Source organism: Paraburkholderia domus (assembly GCF_905220705.1).
GTDB lineage: Bacteria > Pseudomonadota > Gammaproteobacteria > Burkholderiales > Burkholderiaceae > Paraburkholderia > Paraburkholderia domus.
Window position 1 is genome coordinate 57,356 of the sequence record NZ_CAJNAT010000007.1, and the last position, 22,677, is coordinate 80,032.

Genomic DNA, 22,677 nt, shown 5'->3' on the forward strand with positions numbered 1-22,677 from the left:
GAGCGACCTCTGTCAAAGACTGAGAATGAAAAAGTGCGCGCATCCCTACCCCGGGGACGACAGCGCACACATGCGTCTTGCGACGCTTGACCGAAAGCCCGTGGATGCCAACCGCACCTGCAGGGGCATCTGAGCGAAATGCGCCATACCGGGGAAATGCCGCGCGGCGCCGCCCATCCAGGCACGGCGCAAGAGCGTTTTGAAAGGCAACAGTGACGGATATTAACCGGTCGTCACGGCTTGGGCTATCCGATCGTGGGATGCTATTATATATACATCCACGAATGCATGTAAAAGTGCATTTGCTTCTCTTGTCGGCAGGGGCCCGCAAGATCGGTTCAAAATTCGCTTAATCGTAGTCAGATTGTCATCGGGCGTCCTTAAAAACGCTCGGGAAAACCCCACAATCAGCGCAGGTCACACCAATATGGTCAGAAGAACCAAAGAAGAGGCGCAGGAGACGCGCAACAGTATTCTCGACGCGGCCGAGCGGGTTTTCTTCGAGAAGGGTGTATCGCGCACGTCGCTCGCCGACATCGCGCAGGCCGCCGGCGTCACGCGTGGCGCAATCTATTGGCATTTCGCGCACAAGAGCGATCTGTTTACCGAAATGTTCGACCGCGTGCTGCTGCCGCTGGACGAACTCAAGGCCGCCTCGCAAGACCCCAATGAACCCGATCCGCTCGGGCGTCTGGTAGAGATCTGTACGGTCTGCCTACGCGACACCGCCAACGACCCGCGTCGCCGGCGGGTGTTCGACATCCTCTTTCTGAAGTGCGAGTTGGTTGAAGAGATGGGCCCGGTGATGGTCCGCTATCAGACCAATATGCGCGAAGGGCTCAAGAAGATCGAAGGCGGTCTGCGCAATGCGATCTCCAAAGGGCAACTGCCGACCGACCTCGACACGCGGATCGCGGCAGCAATGGTGCACGCATTCGTCAGCGGCTCGCTGCGCGACATGCTGTTTCTGCCGGAGGCGACCGATTTCGGCAAGCATGCGGAGCAGATGGTCGCGGGGATGTTCGATGCGCTGCTGCTGAGCCCGGCGTTGCGCACGGGGGATCGGGCGGCGCCGGCCGCCCGATCCCCCGGTCAGACGGGCTAGATACTTACGCGGCAACCCGGCGCGCCCGCGCGTTCTGATTCGACGAGTAGATGTTGCCGAGCTCGAGCGTCGCGCCACCCTGCACCGCCGCGATCCACTGCTCTGTACTCGCCACCGCCGCGAAGTTCGACTGCAGGACCACGCTGAAAACCCGGTGAATCTCCTGCGCGCTTGCAAAGCCCGCGCTGTTCTCATAGGGCAGCGAACCGGTTGCGTCGTGCAGGAATTCGACGGCAAGCCCTGCATGCCACGCGTGGTTGATCGTCGAGGCGTCGCAGTTGTGTGTCATGTAGCCGACGACCGTCAGCGTGTCGACCTGCTGCGCGGCCAGCCAGTCGGCGAGATCAGTGCCGGCAAAGGCGCTCGCCAGCGACTTCTCTATATAGTGATCGTGCGCCCGCGCGCCCACCACCGGATGCAGCTCGGCGCCTTCGCTACCGCGCGCAAACACCGGCGAGCCGGCCGACGAGAAATGTTGCACCACCACCACCGGCACGCCGGCAGCGCGCGCGGCGTCCATCGCGCGGCCGATGTTCGCCAGCGAGGTATGCACATCCGGGTATTCGATCGGCAGATCGCCCGTCACGTATTCGTTCTGCACGTCGATAACGATCAGCGCACGGCGCGGTGTAGTCATGGCGAGACTCCTGTCAGATAAGGATCGCGCTGCTTGGCCCGGGGCGGGCGCTGCATAGGCAGCGGCGATGACTGCATTGTTGGCTCGCTGCCGTTTTCCCGACAGCGACCCGAATGACAATCTTCGCTAGAATCGGGCCATCGTTAGATCATCGTTGAATCTCATAGGGCGACCGCGGCTGATGGCTACACCCACCTCCTCCACGGCGGAGCGCGACGACGCGCCCCGCCACGTCGTCGCGGTAGTCGCGTTCGACCGCATCAACCCGTTCCATCTTTCGGTACCGTGCGTGGTGTTTGGCGAGGACCGCAGCGACGCCGGCTTGCCCGATTTCGATTTTCGCGTCTGCGCTGCCGAGAGCGGTGCCCTGACCACCACTGCCGGCTTCTCGATTGCCGTCACGCACGGACTCGAAGCACTCGCCGACGCGAACACGATCATCGTGCCGAGCTGGCGCGATCCGAACGAGACGCCACCCGCCGACCTGCTCGACGCACTGTGCGCCGCCCATGCACGCGGCGCCCAGCTGGTCGGACTATGCCTGGGCGCGTTCGTGCTGGCGGCCACCGGCATTCTCGACAACCGGCCTGCGTCGACCCACTGGGCGTGGGCGGACGACTTCGCGCGCCGCTATCCGCGCGTGCGGCTCGATCCCGACGTGCTCTATGTCGACGACGGCAACGTGCTGACCTCGGCCGGCACCGCCGCCGGCCTCGACTGCTGCCTGCATGTCCTGCGCAAGATGTGCGGCGCGCAGGCGGCGAACTATGTCGCACGCCGACTGGTGGTCCCGCCGCATCGGCAGGGGAACCAGGCGCAATACATTCAGCAACCGGTGGCGCCGAACGTACGCGGCGACCGTCTGTCGTGCCTGCTCGAATGGGTGAGCGGGAATCTGGATGAAGCGCATACGCTCGACACGCTCGCCGAGCGTGCGTTGATGAGCCGCCGCACCTTTACACGGCGCTTCCGGCTCGCCACCGGCACAACCGTCGGCGCATGGCTGCTGACGCAGCGGCTCACTCGCGCGCAGCAACTGCTGGAAAGCACGGATGAGTCCGTGGAAGTGATCGCGGGGATTGCGGGTTTCGGCTCGACCGCCTCGCTACGGCAACATTTCGCGGAGGCGTTCCGCACCTCGCCGTCCGCGTGGCGGCGGGAATTTCGCGGCGTGTGAGCGCGGGTGAGACCGGCAAAAGAGGGCAAAGCGTCTGGGAGGTGCAAACGCCGCGTGGCCAACGGCGTTTCGTAGTAACCCACCAGGATTTCGTAGTCGCGCGCGCACGACAGCGGCGCGCAAAGCCAGACCGTTAGTTTTCACTAATCCAGCGCGCCACATACAACAGCAGCGCCACCAGAAAAATCATCGCCGCCCACGCCCAGTTCGGGACCACGTGCGGACCGGACTCGTGATGCGACACCCCGTGCGATGTCCCATGCGACGCGCTCGCCGCCCGGCCGGTCAGCGCATTGCCATGATCCGTGCGGGTACGCCGAGCCATACCGCCGAGTGTGATCGGACGGAGGAACACATACTGCCGCCGCGTCGCCGAGCCGCGTGCACGGTTCGGCCCCTGCCCATGTTTGGCGCGAACGACCGCACCAAACTCCGCAAAAAAATCGTCGGCCAGTTGATGCAGCGCGTTTTCGAGCTGGCGCGTGGGCAATTCGGCGAGCGGCCCGGACGAGGTCGCCCAGATCGTGTAGTCGATTCGCGTGCCCCGCTCCCTGCCGATGCCGTGCGAGCCATCGTCTGCGCGCAATCTCACCTCGATCTGCCCGCGCAACGCGCCGATGCCCTCGGCTCGTGCCTTGAAGTTGATGGTGCGGCGCTGCGCGTCCGCCGGTCCGGAATCCTGCCCAGCCACGTGGGCGCGCGCTTCGTAACGCGCGCGCAACGGCCCGAGCGGCACCGTCATGGCGAGCGCATATTCGCCGTGGCTAAGCCGCGTGAACGACTCACAGTTGTCGAGGCTGGCACGCAACAAGGCGAGATCCTGCAACGCGTCCCAAACATCGGACGGCGCAAGCGGAATCCGTAACGCGTCGTTCACTTCCATGGCAGCCTCCCCGGTGAACGCGCGACAGCCGGTCAGGACGTCTGATCGATGCGGTCGACGCGCGATGCGTAAAACGCGAGATACCCTTTTATCCTTATCGCCGGCTCGAGCGGCGTCTCATAGCTCCATACGGCGTTTTCGATCAGGCCGTCTTCGGTACGCAGATGGAAGTAGGAAGCCTCGCCCTTGAACGGGCAGTGCGAAGTATGCGTGGAGCGTTCGAGGCGCGCCATGTTGACGTCGCCACGCGGGAAATAGAACACGTCCGCCAGACCGGTTTCCTTGAGTGTGAGTCCCGACTGGGTGTCGGCCATGGTCACGCCGCCATGAATCACCCGCACCCGGTGGTTGTTGCCGCTGATCGCGATGGTGTGCCCGCCCGTGCTCGCGCCGGGGTTTTCGTGGGGTGTCAAGGCATCGTTCATGTCTCGGCTCCGGGGTGTTGTGTAGCTCAGTGTGCAATCGTGCAAACAGTAAAGCCACGGGGGTGCCCGTGGCTTCATTATCGGCCAAACTTCTGCCGAATGCGCGCCCTTCCTGAATGCCGCCGGGAGCGTCTCGCCCGGCGCCGCTCATGAAGGCGAAAGGCTTATTGCGTGTTCCAATAGAACGCCGCCTTGGCCGTGCCCTTGGCCGGGACCGTCACCGACCTGCTCTGGTCGTGATCCTCGTATTGCGCGTGCACCGTGTAGCGGCCCGGGCGCAGATTGACCAGCATATACGGACCGCGCGAGGTGGCGGTCAGCACATCGCCATCGTGCGCGTCGACGATCCGCACGCGGACGTCGGCCAGAAAATCGGAGCCGGGGCCGGTGAAGCGCAGCGACAACGGCCACTGGCTTTGCGCGTGCTGCAGCGCCGTGGATTCGTCGAGCCCGACGCCGCCGGACACGAACGAAACGTCGCCCTTATGCTGGATTTGGGGTAGGCCACCGCCATTGGCATTGCCTGCGCTACCGTTGTCCGTGGTCGTGCCGCCTGTCACCTGGCCCGCCTGCTGCGCATACGCGCCGCCCGCCAGACCGAGCGTGAGCGCTGCGCATATCGCGGCGGCTACGATCCTTTGATGATTGCGTTGGGTTTTCATCGGTTCGCTCCTTCTTAAGGTGCTTTTCGCTCGGCGTCCCTCGCTGGGTCCCCGGATCAAAACCGACGCAACCTGCGTGCCAAGCCTCAGTTTGCGTCTGGAAACCGCTGCTGCGCCACGCCACGCGGCGCAGAGCGCCCTGTTTCACGGATTTGGAACGGGTGAAAAAATGCCGGTCCGTCGGCACTAAGTGCAAGGACCGGCAAACGTTACTTCATTTCGTTCAATTTCCCGTTAGCCGAGATCGACCGGCACAAAGATCTGCGCGTTATCGCGCTGGATCAGCAACGCGATGCTGTTGCCCGCTCCGGAGATCATCTGCTTCAACTGATCGACGCTCGTGACCGGCCGGCCGTTGACCGCCAGAATCACGTCGCCCGGCTGGATACCGGCGTTTTCGGCCGCGCCGCCCGATTGCTGCACCAGCAGACCGTGCGACACCGACGCGCTGCTCTTCTCCTCCGGCGTCAGCGGCCGCACCGCCACACCGAGACGGCCTTGCAACTGGGTCGGCTGATCGGCCTTGTCCGAGGCCACCTTCGCATCCGACAGCGAACCGATCGTCACTGTCAGGTCCTTGGTGGCCTTGTCGCGCCACACCTGCACGGTGGCCTTGCTGCCCGGCGCCAGACCCGCGACCTGCGACGGCAGATCCGACGAGTCGCTGACCGGCTCACCATTCACCGACAGAATCACGTCGCCCGGTTGCAAACCGCCCTTGGCGGCCGGGCCGCCCGGATCGACCGAGCTGACGAGCGCGCCTTGCGGCTTCTGCATGCCGAACGAATCGGCCAGCGTCTGGTTCATGCCCTGCACCGCGACGCCGAGACGTCCGCGGCTCACATGGCCGGTCTTGACGAGATCGTCCTTGACCTTGATCGCCTCATTGATCGGGATCGCGAACGAAAGGCCCTGGAAGCCGCCCGTCTGCGAATAGATCATCGAATTGATGCCGATCACTTCGCCTTGCAGATTGAACAGCGGACCGCCCGAGTTACCCGGGTTCACCGGCACGTCGGTCTGGATGAACGGCGTGTAGTTTTCGTTCGGCAGCGAGCGCGACTTCGCGCTGATGATGCCCGAGGTCACCGTGTTGTCGAAACCGTAAGGCGAGCCGATCGCGACCACCCACTGGCCGACCTTGCTCTGACGCGGATCGCCGATCTTCACGGTCGGCAGACTGCTTGCGTCGATCTTCAGCACGGCGACGTCGGACTGCTTGTCGGCGCCGACCACTTTCGCCTTGAATTCGCGCTTGTCGGTGAGCTTCACGGTGACGACGTTCGCGCCGTCCACCACATGGGCGTTGGTCAGGATATAGCCGTCACTGCTGACGATGAATCCCGAGCCGAGGCTCGCGCTCGGCTGATCGGGCGCATCGCCGCCGTCGCCGCCTTGCATGCCCGGCATGCCGCCGAAGAAGTGCTTGTAGAACTGATAGAAGGGATCGCTCGGATCGATCGGCAGTTGATTGCCGCCGTTGCCGCCATTACCACCGTTGCCGCGCAACGCAGTCTGTTTGACGACGTGCTTCGCGCTGATGTTGACGACAGCCGGGCCGTAGGTTTCGACCAGACCCGAGAAATCAGGGATACCGGTTTTCGCAGCGGCTTCAGCAGGCATCATCGCGGCCTGCGCCGGCGTGATCACCTGCGGCGCGGGCACGTCGCGATGCCCCGCCACATAGCCGGCGGAAAGCGCCACGGCGACAGCCACTGCAACAGCGCTGCGGGACAAGGTTTTCGCGTTCATCGTGTACTCCTGACTGGGAGAAAGAGGCTTTGGAATGAGATGAAGCGTACGTGGCATCGCTTAAAAGAGTCTTAAGCAGCGCCAGATCGCCTGAAGCCCGTTTTTGAAGCTTTTTTAAGTCTCGTTTAAGCCACTTTACGAACAGAAAGCCTCACACTCAGAAGCGCACTTCGACCTGCAAACCACCCGCCGGAGATTCGTCGAGCTTCACCGCCGCATGGTGTTGCGTGGCGATGCGGCGCACGATCGCGAGGCCGAGACCGCTGCCCGCCACGTCGGTGCGCGCGCGGCTCGCGCCGGCGCCGGCCCGGTAGAAGCGGTCGAACACGCGGTCACGTTCAGCCGGCTCGATGCCCGGTCCGCTGTCGGCAATCCGCACCACGGGATGCCCTTCTTCGACATGCAGACCGACATCGACGCGGCCGCCTCGCGGCGTGTATTTGGTTGCGTTATCAACGAGATTGTTGAACATGACACGCAGCGCGTCGGCGTCGCCAGTCACCGTGGCGGGTTCGCTCGCCTCGATACCGAGATCGACGCCGCGATTCTGCGCAAGCGGCGCGTAAGCCACCACGCAGTCCTGCAGCAACGCGCGCAAATCGATCGCGTTCGTCGCGGCGAGACCATCCGGTTCCGAACGGGCGAGCGCCAGCAATTGCTCCGCGAGACGCGTGGCGCGCGTGACACCCGCCTGCAGATCGGCCAGCGCTTCGCTGCGCGTGGCGTCGTCCTTCGCGCGGGCCACCAGTTGCGATTGGATCTGCACAGCGGCAAGCGGCGTACGCAATTCGTGCGCGGCATCGGCGACGAATGCTTTCTGAATATCGAGCGCGGTGGCAAGCCGTTCGAGCAGGCCGTTCAATGCGCGCACGAGCGGCTGTACTTCGAGCGGCAAACGCTGATCGGGCAAGGGGTCGAGCGCCTCGGGGTGACGCGCGTCGAGCGCGCTGGTCACGCGCCGCAACGGCCGCAGTCCGCGCCCGACGACGACCCACACCGCCAGACCCAATAGCGGCAGCAGAACGATCAACGGCCACAGGGTCCGCAACGCGACATTCGCCGCGAGGCGGTTGCGCACCGAAACCGGCTGCGCCAGCTGCACGACGTTATCGCCGACGATCGCGCCGTACACACGCCAGTCGCCGCGATCCGTATGCTCAGTCGAAAAGCCCAGTTCGGCGCGCGGCGCGAGCGGCGCACGTGGTCGCGAGTAGTACATCAGCACGCCGTTGCGATTCCAGATTTGCAGCACGATGCCTTCGTCGCCGGTGTCGCGCGAACCGAGCACCTGCGAGAACGGTTCCGACGGCAGCGCCGCGGCGATCTGCTCCAACTGGTAATCGAACAGTTCGTTGGCTTCGGCAAGCGCTTGCCGGTAGATCAGCCAACCCGCAATGCCGACGCCGAGCAACACCAGCGCCAGCAGCCAGAACAGCAATTGACGGCGAATCGAACGCATCGGCTCAGGCGTCCTTGGCGATCATGTAGCCAAGACCGCGAACGTTGCGGATCATGTCCGCGCCGAGCTTCTTGCGCAGGGCGTGAATGTAGACCTCGACGGTGTTACTGCCGATCTCCTCGCCCCAGCCGTACATTTTTTCTTCGAGCTGGCTCTTCGAGAGCACCGCGCCGGGCCGTGCGATCAACGCTTCGAGCAAGGCGAATTCGCGCGCCGACAACGCGACCGGTGCGCCGTCGAGCGTGACCTGATGCGACGCGGGATCGAGCGTCAGGTTGCCATGGCGAATCGTCGAATCGCTGCGGCCCGATTGGCGGCGGATCAACGCGCGCATGCGGGCGCCGAGTTCGTCGAGATCGAAAGGTTTGACGAGATAGTCGTCGGCGCCGGCGTCGAGGCCCTTGACGCGATCGGCGACCGCATCGCGCGCGGTGAGGATCAGCACCGGCGTGGCGTGGCCTTTCGCGCGCAACGTGCGCAGCACGTCGAGCCCATCGCGTTTAGGCAGGCCGAGATCGAGCAGCACCAGATCGTAAGGTTGGCTGGTCGCCGCGCTGAGCGCCGCTTCGCCGTCTTCCACCCAGTCGACCGCGAAGCCTTCACCGCGTAGCGCCTTGCGCACGCCTTCGGCGATCATCCGGTCGTCTTCGACTAGCAATATGCGCATGGTTGGGTCGGTCCTGAAACATTTGATGATGCCGCATTCTAGCGCCCGGCCCCGGCGTGCGCGCCATACGACGCTTTTTCACCGCAGCCTCGCGCCATGTCTCTACAATGAGCGCTTTGCGTCGCGCAGCCTGGCTTGCCGCGTGCCCCACGCCTCGAAATTTTGCTTTTTCACCCGTCCATGACGCACGTTTTCCTGTCTTCTCTCGCACGCCGTGTGGCGCTGCGTCCGCTGTCTTCTTCTGTTGCAGACTCCCAGCCTCGCCGGTTCGCGCCGCGCACGGCGGCCTTGCTGTTTGCCTGCGCCGCGCTCGGCTGCGGCGCAGCGCTGCCGCTCGTCGCAGAGGCGCGCGTCAAGGCCACGCATCCGAGCGTCAACGTCACCACGGTGTTGCCGCAGCCGGTCATGATCGGCCTGCAGCGCGCGCACGTGCCCTTGTCGTCGATCAGTGTGGTGGTCGAAAAAGTCGGCGACCGCACGCCGATCGTCGCACTGAATGCCGGCAAGCCGATGATGCCCGCCTCGACGATGAAACTCGTCACCACCTACTCGGGCCTGTCGATCCTCGGCCCGGACTATCGCTGGCGCACGAGTGCCTACGCGGACGGCACGCTCGACGCCAACGGCGTACTGCACGGCAATCTGTACATTCAGGGCACGGGCGATCCGAAACTCGTGCCCGAAGAACTGATCGACCTCGTGCAGAAGATCCACAAATCCGGCATCAATGGCATCGACGGCGCGCTGGTGCTCGACAAGCGCTACTTCGACACCTCCACGCGCGATCTGCCGCCGTTCGACGACGACGCCACCGCGCCTTACAACGTCGGCCCCGATCCGCTGCTGTACGCCTTCAAATCGCTGTCGTTCACGCTGACACCGTCCCCGGATGGCAGCGTCGCAATCGACGTGCTGCCCGCGCTCTCGCAGTTGCAGATCGACAATCAGATGCACGCCGTCAATGGTCCGTGCCGCGGCGACGCCGCCTCCGTCTCGCCCACCGTCACCCCGCAGCCCAATGGCACGGTGGTGGCATCGTTCGACGGCGACTACTCGGTACGCTGCGGCCCGCGCACGATCAACGTCGCGGTGCTCGATCACACCGCGTTCTTCGCGGGCGGCTTCCTCGCGCTGTGGCAGCAAACCGGCGGCACCTTCAGCGGCGCAACCCGCGAAGGCCCGGTGCCGGTCGGCGCGCGCCTCGTCGCTACGCACCAGGGGCCGGTGCTGTCCGACATCGTTCGCGACATCAACAAGTTCAGCAACAACACGATGGCGCGCAACCTGTTCCTGACGATCGGCGCGACGGAAGAAAAGCCGCCCGCCACGCCCGCTAAGTCGGCACGCGCCATCGAGGCGTTTCTGCGCCGCGACAGCGTCGACATGCAATACCTGACGCTCGACAACGGCTCGGGTCTGTCGCGCGACGAGCACATCACTGCGCTCTCGCTCGCCGATCTGCTGCAGCGGGCCAACACGAGCCCGGTCGCCCAGGTGTTCGTGGAGTCGCTACCGATTGCCGGCGTCGACGGCACGATGCGCAACCGCTTGACCAACCAGGGCGCGGGCGGCAATGCGCACATCAAGACCGGTACATTGCGCGATGTGCGTGCGATCGCTGGGTACGTGGCCTCGGCAGATGGCAATAGCTACGTGGTGGTGAGCCTGATCAACGACCCGCATTCGGAAGCCGCGCGCGCCGCACACGACGCGCTGCTCGAATGGGTATATCAGGGACCGTCCCAAGGATTCACGAAGGTCTCCGAACGCGTCGGCGAACCGCGCAGTAGCAAGCCCAGGAAAAACCCGCACAAGCGCGGCGCCCATTGAGGAATCCTTCTAGCAAAGCCGCGCGCCGCAACGCGCCCAAGCGTGTACGCTGTCGGGCAGTGTTTGAGGCGCGCGTAAAACGCAACACGTAGCGCACGAGCCACGCACCCGTTGCGGTCCGCCAATCCCCAGAGGGGATTTCCTTCGGGACGGGGGGGCCTCCTAGGGAGCGTCGCGTGGCCCGATCAAACGATAACGACAACGTCCGTTGCGGCAAACGCAGCGACCAGGGACCACGGAGGAAGACACCATGCAATTCGATGCTGAATTGCTGCTGCTCGCCATGGCGCCAGTCTTTCTCGCATGCATTGGCTGGGAGGCGTGGCACCTGCGGCGCACGCGCCCCGGCGCGCAGCTCTATAGCTGGCGCGACACGTTCTGCAACGCCGCGCTCGCGCTGATGCAGCAAGCCGCCGACAAGCTCGCGTGGCTCGCGATCATCCCCGTTTATGCGTTCTTCTACGATCACTATCGCGTCACCACGTGGCCGGCGACCTGGGTGTCGTTCGTCGTGTTGTTCGTCGCGCAAGATCTGCTCTATTACGTGTTTCACCGCTGCAGCCACCGCGTGCGCTGGCTGTGGGCCGCGCATGTCGTGCATCACTCGTCGGAGCGGATGAATTTTTCGACCGCGTTCCGCCAGAGCCTGATGTATCCGATTGCCGGCATGTGGCTGTTCTGGATTCCGCTCGCCGTGCTCGGCTTTCCGCCGAAGCAGATTGTGGCGATCGTGCTAATCAACCTGGGCTTCCAGTTTTTCGTGCACACCCAGGCTGTCGGCAAGCTCGGCTGGCTCGAATACGTGTTCAACACGCCGTCGATTCATCGCGTGCATCACGCGCGCAACGAGCACTATATCGACCGTAACTATGCCGGCGTGCTGGTGATCTGGGATCGCCTGTTCGGCAGCTATGTCGAAGAAGATCCGCACAACGCGCCGCTGTACGGCATCGTCGAGCCACTTCACACCTATAACCCGCTGAAGGCGACGTTTCACGAATGGGCGTCGATGGCGGCCGATTTCGTGAGCGTGCGAGGCTGGCGCAACAAGTTGCGCGCGCTGTTCGCACCGCCCGCGTGGGCCGCGGATTATCATGCGCGCCGCGCCGCCAGTGCGAGTGCCGGTGTCGCGGCATCCGGCGGCGATACGGGCATTGAAGAAAACCATACGGCCGCGTTTCAAACACCGCGCAGGCCGTAGAAGATTCTGTAAGCTGTCGTCACGCCGCCGACGCGGTGGGCGCTGCCTGCAATACATGGCATCAGGGCCACCCATACGAGGAGATGTAGTCAACATGAATCAAACAACATCGAAGAAGCGCAATTTCGTACGCGTCACGCAGATCGCCGTCGCCAGTGCCGCGTTTGCACTGCTCGCGGCTTGCGGCGGCGGCAGCGATAACAACAACTCGAGCAGCAGCACGCCTGCGGGGGGCGTGAATTTGCAGGTCGTGTCGTTCGGCGACAGCCTGTCGGACGTCGGCACGTATGCGCCGGTGATTCAGGCGAATTTCGGCGGCGGCCGCTTCACGACCAACCCGGGTGAAGTGTGGACGCAGAAGGTCGCGGAGTATTACGGCGGCACGTTGACCGCCGCGTATGTGGGCGGCTTCGGTCAACCGCTGGTTGCGACGGGCGGGTTTGGCTACGCGCAAGGCGGCTCGGACGTCGTCAACGCCCAAGGCGAAGGTTGGGCACCGAACAGCATGGCGGCTACGACGGTGCCGGTGGTGACCCAGGTGGCAAACTACCTGAGCGCGCATACCAGCTTCAACGGGAACCAACTCGTGCTGATCAACGGTGGCGCGAACGACATCTTCCAGTTCTCGACCGCCGCCAATCTGACGGCGCTCGGCACCGCGCTACAGACGCAATACCCGCTGCTGGTGCAGGCCGGCAAATTGCCGAACTCGCAAGCAGGCCAGGTCGAGTTCATCGCCGGCTACCTGCAGGGGCTGCCCAATCCCCAGATCGCGCAGGCCGCCGCCCAGCTTGCAGCGCAAGTCCAGATCATGGTCAACTCGGGTGCGACCCACGTGGTGATCTCGACGGTGCCGGACATCGGCAGTACACCGCAAGGCGTTCAAGCTAACGCAGCCGCACCTGGCACGGCTGCACTGCTGTCGGGGATTACCGCGGCGTATAACGGCATGCTGGTTCAGAGCTTGACGGCCCTCGGCCTGCTGGGTACGGGCAAGGTCATCGTGGCCGATGCGTTCACGTGGATTGATCAGCAGTTGCCGAACTACCAGGCGCTTGGCTTCACGGTGCCCAACACCGGCACGGCGTGTAACCTGACGTCGATGGTTGCCAACGCAACCGCGTACGCCACTGCCAATCCGAGCGCAACGAACGGGCTGACCCCGGCCCAGTACGGCTCCCAGTTCGGCTCGTCGCTGTTCTGCTCACCGCAGACCTACACGGTGGCCGGCGCTGACCAGACCTACATGTTCGCGGACTTGGTCCATCCGAGCACGCACTTGCACGCGTTGTTCGCGCAGTTCGTCCAGCAGCAGATCGCGGCGACAGGTTTAGGGAAATGAGGTTGGCCGCGTAGCGGTAATAGAGTGGGGTTCGAACGCTCGGTTTGCTGGTCAAGCCGGGCGTTTTTTGTTGCCTGTGCGGCGCGTGTTGGCTGTTTGCCTACGGTGTTGGCCTTTCCTTGCTTTGTTAGTGGTCTATTTGCGTCGCCCCTGTGCGGGGCGGCACCTACTTTTCTTTGCCTGCCGCAAAGAAAAGTAGGCAAAAGAAAGCGGCTCAAACCGCTAATTCTTAAGCGGGTCCCCCGCACAGTTGCAGTAGTGGTGCATCTGGAATCTGCGCCCTCGCACATTCGGCGTCAGTGACAAGGCGCTCATACTTCCCGCCTCGCACTACGCGCTCACCGGAAAGGGTCATCAGAAAACATGGGCTTCGTTTGGACTCGGTGGGGCCATCGGCTTCGCCTCGCCGAGTCGGTTCTGCGCTCATAGGCAAACCCGCGCTCCGCGCGATATGCCGCGGTGCTTTGATGTCGTCGCAGTGCCCGTGCAATGGCGGTCCCTAGCCCCAGGCTGTACACGAAAGCAAAAAACAGCGGACGGTTTTATGAAGCACTCTTCGGCGCGCGTAGCGCCGCCGGAAGAATGACTGCCTTGTCACCAGGGCCGAATGTGCGACAGCACAGATTCCAGATGCACCACTGCTCCCTCCAAGCCAGGGGACCCGCTTAAGAATTAGCGGTGTGAGCCGCTTTCTTTTGCCTACTTTTCTTTTCGGCAGGCAAAGAAAAGTAGGTGCCCGCCCCGCACAGGGGCGACGCTAATAAACCACTAACAATTCAAGGAAAGGCCAACACCGTAAGCAAACAGACACAAGCGCCGCACAGACAAAAACCCCAACCGTTCAACCCTGCGCTTCAAAGGCCGCCGCAGCACGCCCTAACCGGTCATTAACAGCAATCCACTCAATCGTATCCGGCAGCTTCTCGATCAGAATCCGCGACACGTTCGCACGATCCAGCGCCCTCAGCAACCCATACAACTCACGCGCATACACATGCGGATCTTCAGGTGCCGCGATGAAATGCACACCTTCCACGTCCGCCCAATGCCCGGCACGCGAAGCCCGCGCGACCAAGGCCACACGCTCATCCGCCTGGCGCGCGGCAAGCAAAGATTCGAGTGCGCCAAATGGCAATAACGCCAACGGCGTGCGCGGCGCATAGTGCGCCTTCAACGTTCCCGAAGCACGTGGTGCCGTCGCATCCGATCCGTCTGGCAACTTCGGTGCTTCACCGAGCACATCGGCGATATCTTGCGGCGTGACGCGTCCCGGCCTCAGCAGCGCCGGAAACCCGCGCGACAAATCGAGAATCGTCGATTCGATCCCAACGTCCGAAGCGCCCCCGTCCAGCACATGAATCGCGCTGCCGAACTCGTCGCGCACATGCTGCGCCGTTGTCGGGCTCACATGACCAAAACGATTCGCCGACGGCGCAGCCACGCCACCATGTCCGCTACGCAACGCGCTGAACGCTTCCAGCAAAGCCTGGGCAACAGGATGCGACGGACAGCGCAAACCCACCGAATCCTGTCCACCACTGACCGCTGCATCAATTCGCGCCGCGCGCTTCAGGATTAACGTGAGCGGCCCCGGCCAGAACGCATCGATCAGGCGCTGCGCCTCCGCGGGCAAATGCTCGACCCAGTAGTTCGGATCGCCCTGCGGCGCCAGATGCACGATCACCGGATGGTTCGCCGGCCTGCCCTTCGCCGCATAAATGCGCGCGACGGCGTCCGGACTCTCGGCGTCGCCGCCGAGTCCGTAGACAGTCTCCGTGGGAAACGCGACCAGACCGCCCGCATCGAGCAGCGCGGCCGCATGCTCGATCTGCGCAGCGCTCACAGACAAGGCGCTCGCGGCGCCCTCGGCGGGTTTCTGTTGATCCGGCATGGCGCTCGCGTCAGCTCGTGATGATGTGCAGGAGCCGCGCGCAATCGCGCGCCGCCGTGCGTGCTTCTTCGAGCGTCGCAGCCGTGAAGTTCACGTGACCCATCTTGCGGCCACAACGTGCCTCTTCCTTGCCGTACAGGTGCAAACGCGCCGCCGGCATCGCGGCAACTTCATGCCAGGGCGGCGTGACCGCCGCACCCTTCGGGCCGCCCGGGAACCAGACGTCGCCGAGGATGTTCAGCATCACCGCCGGCGAATGCTGGCGGGTGTCGCCGAGCGGCATACTGGTCATCGCGCGGACCTGCTGTTCGAACTGGCTGGTCGCGCAGGCGTCGACGGTGTAATGGCCGGAGTTGTGCGGACGCGGCGCCATTTCGTTGGCGACCAGGGATCCATCTTCGAGAATGAAGAACTCGACGCACAGCACACCGACATAACCGAGCTTGTCCGCGATTTGCAGCGCAGCCTGTTGCGCTTGCGCGACCAGCGTCGGGCTTGCATCCGGTGCGGGGACAATGGTGTGCGACAGCACGCCGTCGCGATGCGTGTTCTGCGCCAGCGGATACACCACCGACGCGCCGCTCGCCGCGCGCGCAATCAGCGCCGACACTTCGAACTTCAGCGGCAAGCGCTTTTCCAGCACGCACGGAACGCCCGCCAGCGACGCATGCGCCTCGCGCACTTCCTCGGCGTTGCGCACGCGGATCTGGCCTTTGCCGTCATAGCCCATGCGTGCAGTCTTGAGAATGCCGGGCAGCACAGCATCGAGCTTCGCATCGTCGAGCGCAGCCAGAGCGTCCGATGATTCGATCACCACGTGCGGCGCCACCGTCACGCCTGACGACGCGATAAAGCGCTTCTCGGCGATCCGGTCCTGCGCCACGGCGACACAACGGCCGGCCGGACTCACAAACGTGGTTTTCGCGAGGAAATCGAGACTCGCCGCCGGCACGTTCTCGAACTCAGTCGACACCGCCGCGCACAGCCGCGCGAGTTCGGTGAGCGACGCTTCGTCGTCGTAAGTCGCACGGATATGGCGGTCGGCAACCGCGCCCGCGGGACTATTTTCGTCGGGGTCGAGCACGGCGACGCGATAGCCCATCGCCTGAGCGGCAAAGCAGAACATGCGGCCGAGCTGGCCGCCACCGACCATGCCAAGCCATGCGCCGGGCAGAATCGGTGAAACCGGTGTGTTGTCTGGGTTCATCTTAGTGGTCGGTCACGGCCGGATGCGCATGCAAAACGTGCAATAGCGGCATCTGACCGGGGGTCAGACATGAGGGGACGTCTAAAAACAATCAGCCACAGCGCTTACAGCGCCGGCAGCACCATTGCGTGGGCTGCTTCGTTCTGGCGCACGCGGAACGCAGCCAGCTTTTCCGCATACTCGGGGCTCGTGCCGCTCAGAATCGACACCGCGAACAGCGCCGCATTCGCCGCGCCGGCTTCGCCGATTGCAAACGTGGCGACCGGTACGCCCTTGGGCATCTGCACGATCGAATGCAACGAATCGACGCCCTTCAGATACTTGCTCGCCACCGGCACGCCAAGCACCGGCACCGTGGTCTTGGCAGCCAGCATGCCCGGCAGATGCGCCGCGCCGCCCGCACCCGCGATAATCGCGCGAATGCCACGTTCACGCGCGCTCTCGGCATACGCGAACATCTCGTCGGGCATGCGGTGCGCCGACACGACCTTGGCTTCATACGGCACGCCGAACTCTTGCAGAATCGCAACGGCGTTCTTCATCACTTCCCAGTCGGAACTGGACCCCATCAGCACGCCGACAACCGGCGCGGCGTGCGTATGGGCAGTCTGGACTTCACTCATCTTACGGCTTCCTTGTTTCTTGAGAGCGCCCCCGGACCTGTCGCTTCGCGCCAGGCCCCTGAGGGGGTGAGAAAACTTGGGGGTGGCCCGGCGTTTTGTTCAAAGCGCCCCCTACTTGTCACTTCGCGCCAGCCCCGAGGGGGTGAGAAAACTTGGGGGCGGCCCGGCGTTTTGTTCAAAGCGCCACCTACCTGTCGCTTCGCGCCAGCCCCCCAAGGGGGTGAGAAAACTTGGGGCGGCCCGGCGTTTTCTCACGCAGCGCGGATCTAACCAGGTGCGTGCAATTAGGCGAGCTTATGTCCGGTCAGGCGTTCGAGCGCTTCCTGGTACTTCTCGCCCGTCTTCGTGACCACGTCGTCCGGCAGCTTCGGCGCGGGCGGCTCTTTCTTCCACGGCTGGGTTTCGAGCCAGTCGCGCACGAACTGCTTGTCGAACGACGGCGGATTGGTGCCGACCTGATACTGGTCCGCCGGCCAGAAGCGCGACGAATCGGCGGTCAGCGCCTCGTCCATCAGATACAGCTGGCCGTGGTTGTCCAGGCCGAATTCGAACTTCGTATCCGCGATGATGATGCCGCGCGTAGCGGCATAGTCAGCGGCTTCCTTGTACAGCTTGATCGAGATATCGCGGATCGTGGCCGACAGTTCGGTGCCGATGCGGCGTTCCATCTCGTTGTACGTGATGTTTTCGTCGTGGTGGCCCATTTCGGCCTTGGCTGCCGGCGTGAAAATCGGCTCAGGCAGCTTCTGCGCGTTTTGCAGACCAGGCGGCAGTTCAACGCCGCACACCGACCCGGTTGCCTGGTAGTCTTTCCAGCCACTGCCGGCCAGATAGCCACGCACCACCGCTTCGACGAGGATCGGCTCGAGACGCTTTACCACCACGGCACGGCCCTTCACCTGTTCCACTTCGTCCGCCGCCACCACGGATTCGGGCGCCACGCCCGTCAGGTGATTCGGCACCACATGCTTGAGTTTCTCGAACCAGAAGTTCGCCATTTCGTTGAGCACGCGGCCCTTATTCGGAATCGGCTCGCCCATGATGACGTCGAACGCCGACAGACGGTCGGTCGTGACGATCAGCAACTGGTCGTTGCCCACCGCATAGTTGTCGCGGACTTTACCGCGGCCGAGCAGCGGCAGCGAGCGGAGCGTGGATTCGTAAAGGGTAGACATCGTCGTGGTTCGCTAAAAGTGGGGCAAAAAGTGTGACCGGAACAAAAGGGAAACGCCGTTCCCCGGATGATGCGGGAACGGCGATCGAACGACAACCTGGCCTTTCGGCCAGGTGTTGAGCGTGCTTATAGCTTAGCGGACGACTTGTGCGAGCTCGCCCGACTTGTACTTCTCCGCGATTTTATCAAGCGAAACCGGCTTGATCTTGCCAGCCTGGCCTTCGCAGCCAAATTGCGTGAAGCGCTCGAGACAGATCTTCATCGCGGCTTCGCGCGCCGGCTTCAGGTAGTCGCGCGGATCGAACTTGCCCGGATTGGTCGCCATGTAGCGGCGGATCGCGCCGGTGATCGCCAAACGCAGGTCGGTGTCGATGTTGACCTTACGCACGCCGTGCTTGATGCCTTCCTGAATTTCCTCGACCGGCACACCGTAGGTTTCCTTCATGTCGCCGCCGAATTCGCGGATTTCCGCGAGCAGCTCCTGCGGCACCGACGACGAACCGTGCATCACCAGGTGCGTATTCGGAATGCGCTGGTGAATTTCCTTGATGCGCTGGATCGACAGGATGTCGCCCGTGGGCTTCTTGCTGAATTTGTACGCGCCGTGCGACGTACCGATCGCGATTGCGAGCGCGTCGCATTGCGTCAGCTTGACGAAGTCGGCAGCCTGCTCCGGGTCGGTCAGCAGTTGCTCGCGGGTCATCGTGCCTTCCGCGCCGTGGCCGTCTTCCTTGTCACCCTTCATGGTTTCCAGCGAACCGAGCACGCCCAGTTCCGCTTCCACCGTGATGCCGATCGAATGCGCCGCTTCAACGACCTTGCGCGAGACTTCGACATTGTATTCGTACGATGCGACCGTCTTGCCGTCGGCTTCGAGCGAACCGTCCATCATCACGCTGGTGAAACCGCTGCGGATCGCCGCCATACAGACCGCCGGCGACTGGCCGTGGTCCTGGTGCATCACGACCGGAATATGCGGGTACGACTCCACCGCCGCTTCGATCAGGTGGCGCAGGAACGGCTCGCCCGCGTACTTACGCGCGCCGGCCGACGCCTGCATGATGACCGGGGCGTTGACCTTGTCCGCTGCGAACATGATCGCCTGCACCTGCTCCAGGTTGTTCACGTTGAATGCCGGAATGCCATAACCGTTTTCGGCGGCATGGTCCAGCAGTTGACGCATTGATACGAGAGGCATGCTGTAACTCCTTAGATTGAAACGAATTCTGTGCCGTCGGCATCTTTTTTGGCGATTTTATCGCGAAGCAAGCTGCATACCCTTTCACACGTTCCCTAAAGCGCGTTTCCCCCACGCGCGATTGGAGTCTGTGCGCCGCCTCTCGCGGGGCATGGCAGCCTGCTTCGCTTGGGTCAAGCCTGTGTCGATCGAGCAGTCCCAGCCAAATCAATACGGCTCGCCGACGCGCACGATTTTCAGCGTGTTCGTGCCGCCTGCCTGGCCCATCGGCTCGCCGACGGTCAGCACCACCATGTCGCCGTGCGACGCGTAGCCCTTGCTGACAACGGTTTCCAGCGCCTGCTGCAACGCGGTGTCGCGGTCGCTGCTGGTGTCCAGATGCAAGGACGTGACGTTGCGGTAGATCGCCATCGCCCGTTCGCTGCCAACGCGCGGCGTGAGCGCGAAAATCGGCACGTGCGTCCAGTGACGCGACATCCACAGCGCGGTCGAACCCGATTCGGTCAACGCAACGATCGCCTTCGCGCCCAGGTGGAACGCCGTGAACAGCGCGCCCATGGCGATGGACTGGTCGATGCGCGTGAAGGTGCGGTCGAGGAAATCCTTGTCCAGCTCCGACTGCTCCGACTTCTCGGCTTCCACACAGATCGCCGCCATCGTTTCGATGGTCTGCACCGGGTACTTGCCCGCTGCGGACTCAGCCGACAGCATCACCGCATCCGTTCCGTCCAGCACCGCGTTGGCGACGTCCGACACTTCGGCGCGGGTCGGCACCGGAGCGTAGATCATCGATTCCATCATCTGGGTCGCGGTGATCACGAACTTGTTCGATTCACGCGCCATACGAATCATGCGCTTTTGCAGCGCCGGCACTGCGGCATTCCCCACTTCCACGGCCAGATCGCCACGCGCGACCATGATGCCGTCCGATGCGTCGAGGATGCCTTGCAGCGCCGGAATCGCTTCCGCACGCTCGATCTTCGCGATCATCTTCGGCTTGATGCCGTAGGGCGCACCCGCGATATTCGCGAGCTGGCGGGCCATTTCCATGTCGGTGGCGTTCTTGGGGAACGATACCGCGACGAAATCCACGCCGAGCGACATCGCCGTGCGGATGTCTTCCATGTCTTTCGCGGTCAAGGCCGGCGCCGACAGGCCGCCGCCCTGGCGGTTGATACCCTTGTTGTTCGACAGCTCGCCACCGATCTTCACGGTGGTATGGATCTCGCTGCCGATCACCCGTGTGACGTCCAGCACGATCAGGCCGTCGTTGAGCAACAGCACGTCGCCCGGTTTCAGGTCACGCGGCAGGTCTTTGTAGTCGAGACCGGCGCGTTGTTCGTTGCCGAGTTCGCACTCAGCGTCGAGCACGAACGACTCGCCGGCGACCAGCATGATCTTGCCGTTTTCGAATTTACCGACCCGGATCTTCGGGCCTTGCAGGTCGGCCATGATGGCGACTTCACGGCCAGCCTGGCGGGCCGCCTCGCGCACGAATTCGGCGCGCTGGCGGTGGTCGTCGGCAGTGCCGTGCGAGAAATTGAGCCGCACCACGTCCAACCCTGCTCGAATCATTTGCAGCAGAATTTCCGGCGTACTGGAAGCCGGTCCGATGGTAGCGACAATCTTGGTAGCGCGATGCATGAGTCTCCTCGTCTGGATGGGATCGCTGGAATGAGCGCTGCGAGTCGGATGCGGAGGCTGCGCACCGAAGGGTGCTACGGGGGGCTGCGCGCCGGTTGAAACCAGCGTCGCTTTATGGGGTGAAGCGGTGTTCGACACCGGCACGGGGGATGCCGGTGGGGGTGCGAGTGCGACCTCTTCGTCCGGGAGTTCTGCCGGCGAAAGAGCGGCTTGTCCAGTGGACAATTCCGCTGCCTCGCTGACAGTGGTCAACTCCGCGAGCGCCAGGGGCGACCCGGATTCTTCCTGCTGAGCAATAACCGATTCAACAGATTCGGCCGCGGCCGTCGTGGCGGCGGAGCGCGCTTCGCGCTCCCCTGCCGTTGCTGCTGCGGTGTTGCGCGGCGACTTGTTGCCGCGTGCTTTTGCAGACTTCGCTGAGGGGGAGCGCGTCACCACGTTAAGCCCGCGATTCCAGAACTTCAACAGCGGGCAGTTTCTTGCCCTCGAGGAACTCGAGGAAGGCGCCGCCGCCCGTCGAGATGTAGCTGACCTTGTCGTGGATGCCGTACTTGGCAATTGCCGCGAGCGTGTCGCCGCCACCTGCAATCGAGAACGCCGACGATTTGGCGATCGCGTCAGCCAACGTCTTCGTACCATTGCCGAACTGATCGAATTCGAACACGCCGACCGGGCCGTTCCACACGATCGTGCCGGCTTTTTCCAGTTGTGCTGCGAGCACCTTGGCGGTTTCCGGTCCGATGTCGAGGATCAGGTCGTCGTCTTGAACATCGGCGACGGCCTTCACTTCGGCCTTGGCAGTCGGCGAGAATTCTTTCGCCGTGACCACGTCGGTCGGGATCGGCACCGAGGCGCCGCGGGCTTTCGCTGCGTCGATGATGGCTTTGGCTTCGTTGACCAGATCGGCTTCGGCGAGCGACTTGCCGATCTTCAGGCCGGCCGCCAGCATAAACGTATTGGCGATACCGCCGCCCACGATCAGCTGATCGACCTTGTCAGCCAGCGACTTCAGAATAGTCAGCTTGGTAGACACCTTCGAACCGGCGACGATCGCCACCAGCGGGCGCCTCGGCGCGCCCAGCGCCTTGCCGAGCGCTTCGAGTTCAGCGGCGAGCAGCGGGCCGGCGCAGGCGATCGGCGCGTACTTCGCGATGCCGTGCGTGGTGGCTTCGGCGCGGTGCGCGGTGCCGAATGCATCGTTCACGTAGATATCGCAGAGCTTCGCCATTTTCTGCGCGAGCTCGTCGGAATCCTTCTTTTCGCCCTTGTTGACGCGGCAGTTTTCCAGCAGCACGACTTGGCCCGGCGCCACGTTCACGCCGTTTTCGACCCAGTTCGCAACCAGCGGCACGTCACGGCCGAGCAGCTCAGCGAGACGCTTCGCAACCGGCGCAAGCGAGTCTTCCGGCTTGAATTCACCTTCGGTCGGGCGGCCCAGGTGCGACGTGACCATCACGGCGGCGCCTGCATCCAGCGCGGCCTTGATCGCCGGCACGGAGGCGCGGACGCGGGTGTCTTCGGTGATGTTGCCTTGATCGTCCTGCGGCACGTTCAGATCGGCACGGATGAACACGCGTTTGCCGGATAGCTTGCCTTCGGCGATCAGATCGGAGAGACGCAATACCTTGTTCATGGGCTTTTGTGCATGCGAGTTGATGGGAAGGCGGTGGCGGACGACGCGCTGGCATCCAAGCGCGGCAAATTCCAGCGCTTCGGCACGGCAGCGGCTCCACTGAATCGGGCGCCGGCGGCATGGCCGCGGCTGTCGCGCCATGCAGCGGCGCGCTTATCCCGGAAACC

General features: G+C 63.6%; 19 protein-coding genes. 5 read left to right on the plus strand and 14 right to left on the minus strand.

Annotated features, from left to right (window positions below; genetic code table 11):
- Positions 1-427 precede the first annotated feature (427 nt).
- Positions 428-1,105: a TetR family transcriptional regulator gene (locus KHO31_RS15035; protein WP_201071028.1), complete on the plus strand. Its 678-nt coding sequence runs from the start codon at positions 428-430 to the stop codon at positions 1,103-1,105.
- Between the two features lie 4 nt (positions 1,106-1,109).
- On the opposite strand, the gene KHO31_RS15040 is transcribed toward KHO31_RS15035, so the two are convergent.
- Positions 1,110-1,742, minus strand: coding sequence for a cysteine hydrolase family protein (locus KHO31_RS15040; RefSeq protein WP_201071031.1), 633 nt, complete (start codon positions 1,740-1,742; stop codon positions 1,110-1,112).
- A 181-nt stretch (positions 1,743-1,923) separates the two neighbouring features.
- Here KHO31_RS15040 and KHO31_RS15045 point away from each other — a divergent pair, with 181 nt between their 5' ends.
- Positions 1,924-2,919, plus strand: a complete 996-nt coding sequence (locus KHO31_RS15045) for a helix-turn-helix domain-containing protein (protein ID WP_201071033.1) — start codon at positions 1,924-1,926, stop codon at positions 2,917-2,919.
- Positions 2,920-3,052: 133 nt separating this feature from the next.
- Here the strand turns inward: KHO31_RS15045 and KHO31_RS15050 are convergent, their stop codons facing one another.
- From KHO31_RS15050 to KHO31_RS15075, 6 genes are all read right to left on the minus strand, one after another.
- Entirely contained in the window at positions 3,053-3,802 is a 750-nt protein-coding gene (locus KHO31_RS15050) for a CoxG family protein (RefSeq protein ID WP_201071035.1), read from the minus strand.
- A gap of 32 nt (positions 3,803-3,834) precedes the next feature.
- Positions 3,835-4,227 carry a DUF427 domain-containing protein gene (locus tag KHO31_RS15055; protein WP_201071038.1) on the minus strand — a complete coding sequence of 131 codons (393 nt, stop codon included), beginning with the start codon at positions 4,225-4,227 and terminating at the stop codon, positions 3,835-3,837.
- Positions 4,228-4,391: 164 nt separating this feature from the next.
- The gene (locus KHO31_RS15060; protein ID WP_201071041.1) at positions 4,392-4,889 is read right to left on the minus strand and encodes a carboxypeptidase-like regulatory domain-containing protein; all 498 of its coding nucleotides are present in this window, start codon (positions 4,887-4,889) and stop codon (positions 4,392-4,394) included.
- 234 nt (positions 4,890-5,123) lie between these two features.
- Positions 5,124-6,641 (minus strand): DegQ family serine endoprotease, encoded by a 1,518-nt coding sequence (locus tag KHO31_RS15065; protein WP_201071043.1) that lies wholly within the window; start codon positions 6,639-6,641, stop codon positions 5,124-5,126.
- 157 nt (positions 6,642-6,798) lie between these two features.
- Complete coding sequence (locus tag KHO31_RS15070; protein ID WP_201071045.1) at positions 6,799-8,100, minus strand: ATP-binding protein; 1,302 nt, start codon at positions 8,098-8,100, stop codon at positions 6,799-6,801.
- 4 nt (positions 8,101-8,104) lie between these two features.
- Positions 8,105-8,767 (minus strand): response regulator, encoded by a 663-nt coding sequence (locus tag KHO31_RS15075; RefSeq protein WP_201071047.1) that lies wholly within the window; start codon positions 8,765-8,767, stop codon positions 8,105-8,107.
- 180 nt (positions 8,768-8,947) lie between these two features.
- Between KHO31_RS15075 and dacB the strand changes: the two genes are divergently transcribed.
- The 3 genes from dacB (at position 8,948) to KHO31_RS15090 (ending at position 13,140) form a co-directional block, all read left to right on the plus strand.
- On the plus strand, positions 8,948-10,597 hold the full coding sequence (gene dacB, locus KHO31_RS15080; RefSeq protein ID WP_201071049.1) for a D-alanyl-D-alanine carboxypeptidase/D-alanyl-D-alanine endopeptidase: 1,650 nt from the start codon (positions 8,948-8,950) through the stop codon (positions 10,595-10,597).
- Positions 10,598-10,847: 250 nt separating this feature from the next.
- Positions 10,848-11,798 (plus strand): sterol desaturase family protein, encoded by a 951-nt coding sequence (locus KHO31_RS15085; protein ID WP_201071051.1) that lies wholly within the window; start codon positions 10,848-10,850, stop codon positions 11,796-11,798.
- A gap of 94 nt (positions 11,799-11,892) precedes the next feature.
- A complete protein-coding gene (locus KHO31_RS15090; RefSeq protein ID WP_201071054.1) occupies positions 11,893-13,140 on the plus strand; it encodes an SGNH/GDSL hydrolase family protein in 1,248 nt (415 codons plus the stop codon).
- An 841-nt stretch (positions 13,141-13,981) separates the two neighbouring features.
- On the opposite strand, the gene KHO31_RS15095 is transcribed toward KHO31_RS15090, so the two are convergent.
- The 7 genes from KHO31_RS15095 to KHO31_RS15125 form a co-directional block, all read right to left on the minus strand.
- Positions 13,982-15,031 carry an L-threonylcarbamoyladenylate synthase gene (locus KHO31_RS15095; RefSeq protein ID WP_201076475.1) on the minus strand — a complete coding sequence of 350 codons (1,050 nt, stop codon included), beginning with the start codon at positions 15,029-15,031 and terminating at the stop codon, positions 13,982-13,984.
- Positions 15,032-15,041: 10 nt separating this feature from the next.
- Positions 15,042-16,238 (minus strand): 5-(carboxyamino)imidazole ribonucleotide synthase, encoded by a 1,197-nt coding sequence (locus KHO31_RS15100; RefSeq protein ID WP_201076476.1) that lies wholly within the window; start codon positions 16,236-16,238, stop codon positions 15,042-15,044.
- A gap of 104 nt (positions 16,239-16,342) precedes the next feature.
- Positions 16,343-16,861 (minus strand): 5-(carboxyamino)imidazole ribonucleotide mutase, encoded by a 519-nt coding sequence (gene purE, locus KHO31_RS15105; RefSeq protein ID WP_074282303.1) that lies wholly within the window; start codon positions 16,859-16,861, stop codon positions 16,343-16,345.
- 284 nt (positions 16,862-17,145) lie between these two features.
- On the minus strand, positions 17,146-18,036 hold the full coding sequence (locus tag KHO31_RS15110) for a phosphoribosylaminoimidazolesuccinocarboxamide synthase (protein ID WP_074282302.1): 891 nt from the start codon (positions 18,034-18,036) through the stop codon (positions 17,146-17,148).
- Between the two features lie 132 nt (positions 18,037-18,168).
- Complete coding sequence (gene fba / locus KHO31_RS15115) at positions 18,169-19,233, minus strand: class II fructose-bisphosphate aldolase (RefSeq protein ID WP_201139212.1); 1,065 nt, start codon at positions 19,231-19,233, stop codon at positions 18,169-18,171.
- 207 nt (positions 19,234-19,440) lie between these two features.
- Positions 19,441-20,877, minus strand: a complete 1,437-nt coding sequence (gene pyk, locus KHO31_RS15120) for a pyruvate kinase (RefSeq protein ID WP_074282300.1) — start codon at positions 20,875-20,877, stop codon at positions 19,441-19,443.
- Positions 20,878-21,316: 439 nt separating this feature from the next.
- The gene (locus KHO31_RS15125) at positions 21,317-22,510 is read right to left on the minus strand and encodes a phosphoglycerate kinase (protein WP_201076478.1); all 1,194 of its coding nucleotides are present in this window, start codon (positions 22,508-22,510) and stop codon (positions 21,317-21,319) included.
- Positions 22,511-22,677 lie beyond the last annotated feature (167 nt).

What these genes read in the sequence shown, in the direction of transcription:
- KHO31_RS15095 (WP_201076475.1), bottom strand. Translation starts at nt 15,031, where the DNA reads ATGCCGGATCAACAGAAACCCGCCGAGGGCGCCGCGAGCGCCTTGTCT.
- KHO31_RS15045 (WP_201071033.1), top strand. Translation starts at nt 1,924, where the DNA reads ATGGCTACACCCACCTCCTCCACGGCGGAGCGCGACGACGCGCCCCGC.
- KHO31_RS15090 (WP_201071054.1), top strand. Translation starts at nt 11,893, where the DNA reads ATGAATCAAACAACATCGAAGAAGCGCAATTTCGTACGCGTCACGCAG.
- KHO31_RS15040 (WP_201071031.1), bottom strand. Translation starts at nt 1,742, where the DNA reads ATGACTACACCGCGCCGTGCGCTGATCGTTATCGACGTGCAGAACGAA.
- purE (WP_074282303.1), bottom strand. Translation starts at nt 16,861, where the DNA reads ATGAGTGAAGTCCAGACTGCCCATACGCACGCCGCGCCGGTTGTCGGC.
- KHO31_RS15100 (WP_201076476.1), bottom strand. Translation starts at nt 16,238, where the DNA reads ATGAACCCAGACAACACACCGGTTTCACCGATTCTGCCCGGCGCATGG.
- KHO31_RS15060 (WP_201071041.1), bottom strand. Translation starts at nt 4,889, where the DNA reads ATGAAAACCCAACGCAATCATCAAAGGATCGTAGCCGCCGCGATATGC.
- KHO31_RS15065 (WP_201071043.1), bottom strand. Translation starts at nt 6,641, where the DNA reads ATGAACGCGAAAACCTTGTCCCGCAGCGCTGTTGCAGTGGCTGTCGCC.
- dacB (WP_201071049.1), top strand. Translation starts at nt 8,948, where the DNA reads ATGACGCACGTTTTCCTGTCTTCTCTCGCACGCCGTGTGGCGCTGCGT.
- KHO31_RS15125 (WP_201076478.1), bottom strand. Translation starts at nt 22,510, where the DNA reads ATGAACAAGGTATTGCGTCTCTCCGATCTGATCGCCGAAGGCAAGCTA.
- KHO31_RS15050 (WP_201071035.1), bottom strand. Translation starts at nt 3,802, where the DNA reads ATGGAAGTGAACGACGCGTTACGGATTCCGCTTGCGCCGTCCGATGTT.
- KHO31_RS15110 (WP_074282302.1), bottom strand. Translation starts at nt 18,036, where the DNA reads ATGTCTACCCTTTACGAATCCACGCTCCGCTCGCTGCCGCTGCTCGGC.
- KHO31_RS15035 (WP_201071028.1), top strand. Translation starts at nt 428, where the DNA reads ATGGTCAGAAGAACCAAAGAAGAGGCGCAGGAGACGCGCAACAGTATT.
- KHO31_RS15075 (WP_201071047.1), bottom strand. Translation starts at nt 8,767, where the DNA reads ATGCGCATATTGCTAGTCGAAGACGACCGGATGATCGCCGAAGGCGTG.
- fba (WP_201139212.1), bottom strand. Translation starts at nt 19,233, where the DNA reads ATGCCTCTCGTATCAATGCGTCAACTGCTGGACCATGCCGCCGAAAAC.
- pyk (WP_074282300.1), bottom strand. Translation starts at nt 20,877, where the DNA reads ATGCATCGCGCTACCAAGATTGTCGCTACCATCGGACCGGCTTCCAGT.
- KHO31_RS15055 (WP_201071038.1), bottom strand. Translation starts at nt 4,227, where the DNA reads ATGAACGATGCCTTGACACCCCACGAAAACCCCGGCGCGAGCACGGGC.
- KHO31_RS15070 (WP_201071045.1), bottom strand. Translation starts at nt 8,100, where the DNA reads ATGCGTTCGATTCGCCGTCAATTGCTGTTCTGGCTGCTGGCGCTGGTG.
- KHO31_RS15085 (WP_201071051.1), top strand. Translation starts at nt 10,848, where the DNA reads ATGCAATTCGATGCTGAATTGCTGCTGCTCGCCATGGCGCCAGTCTTT.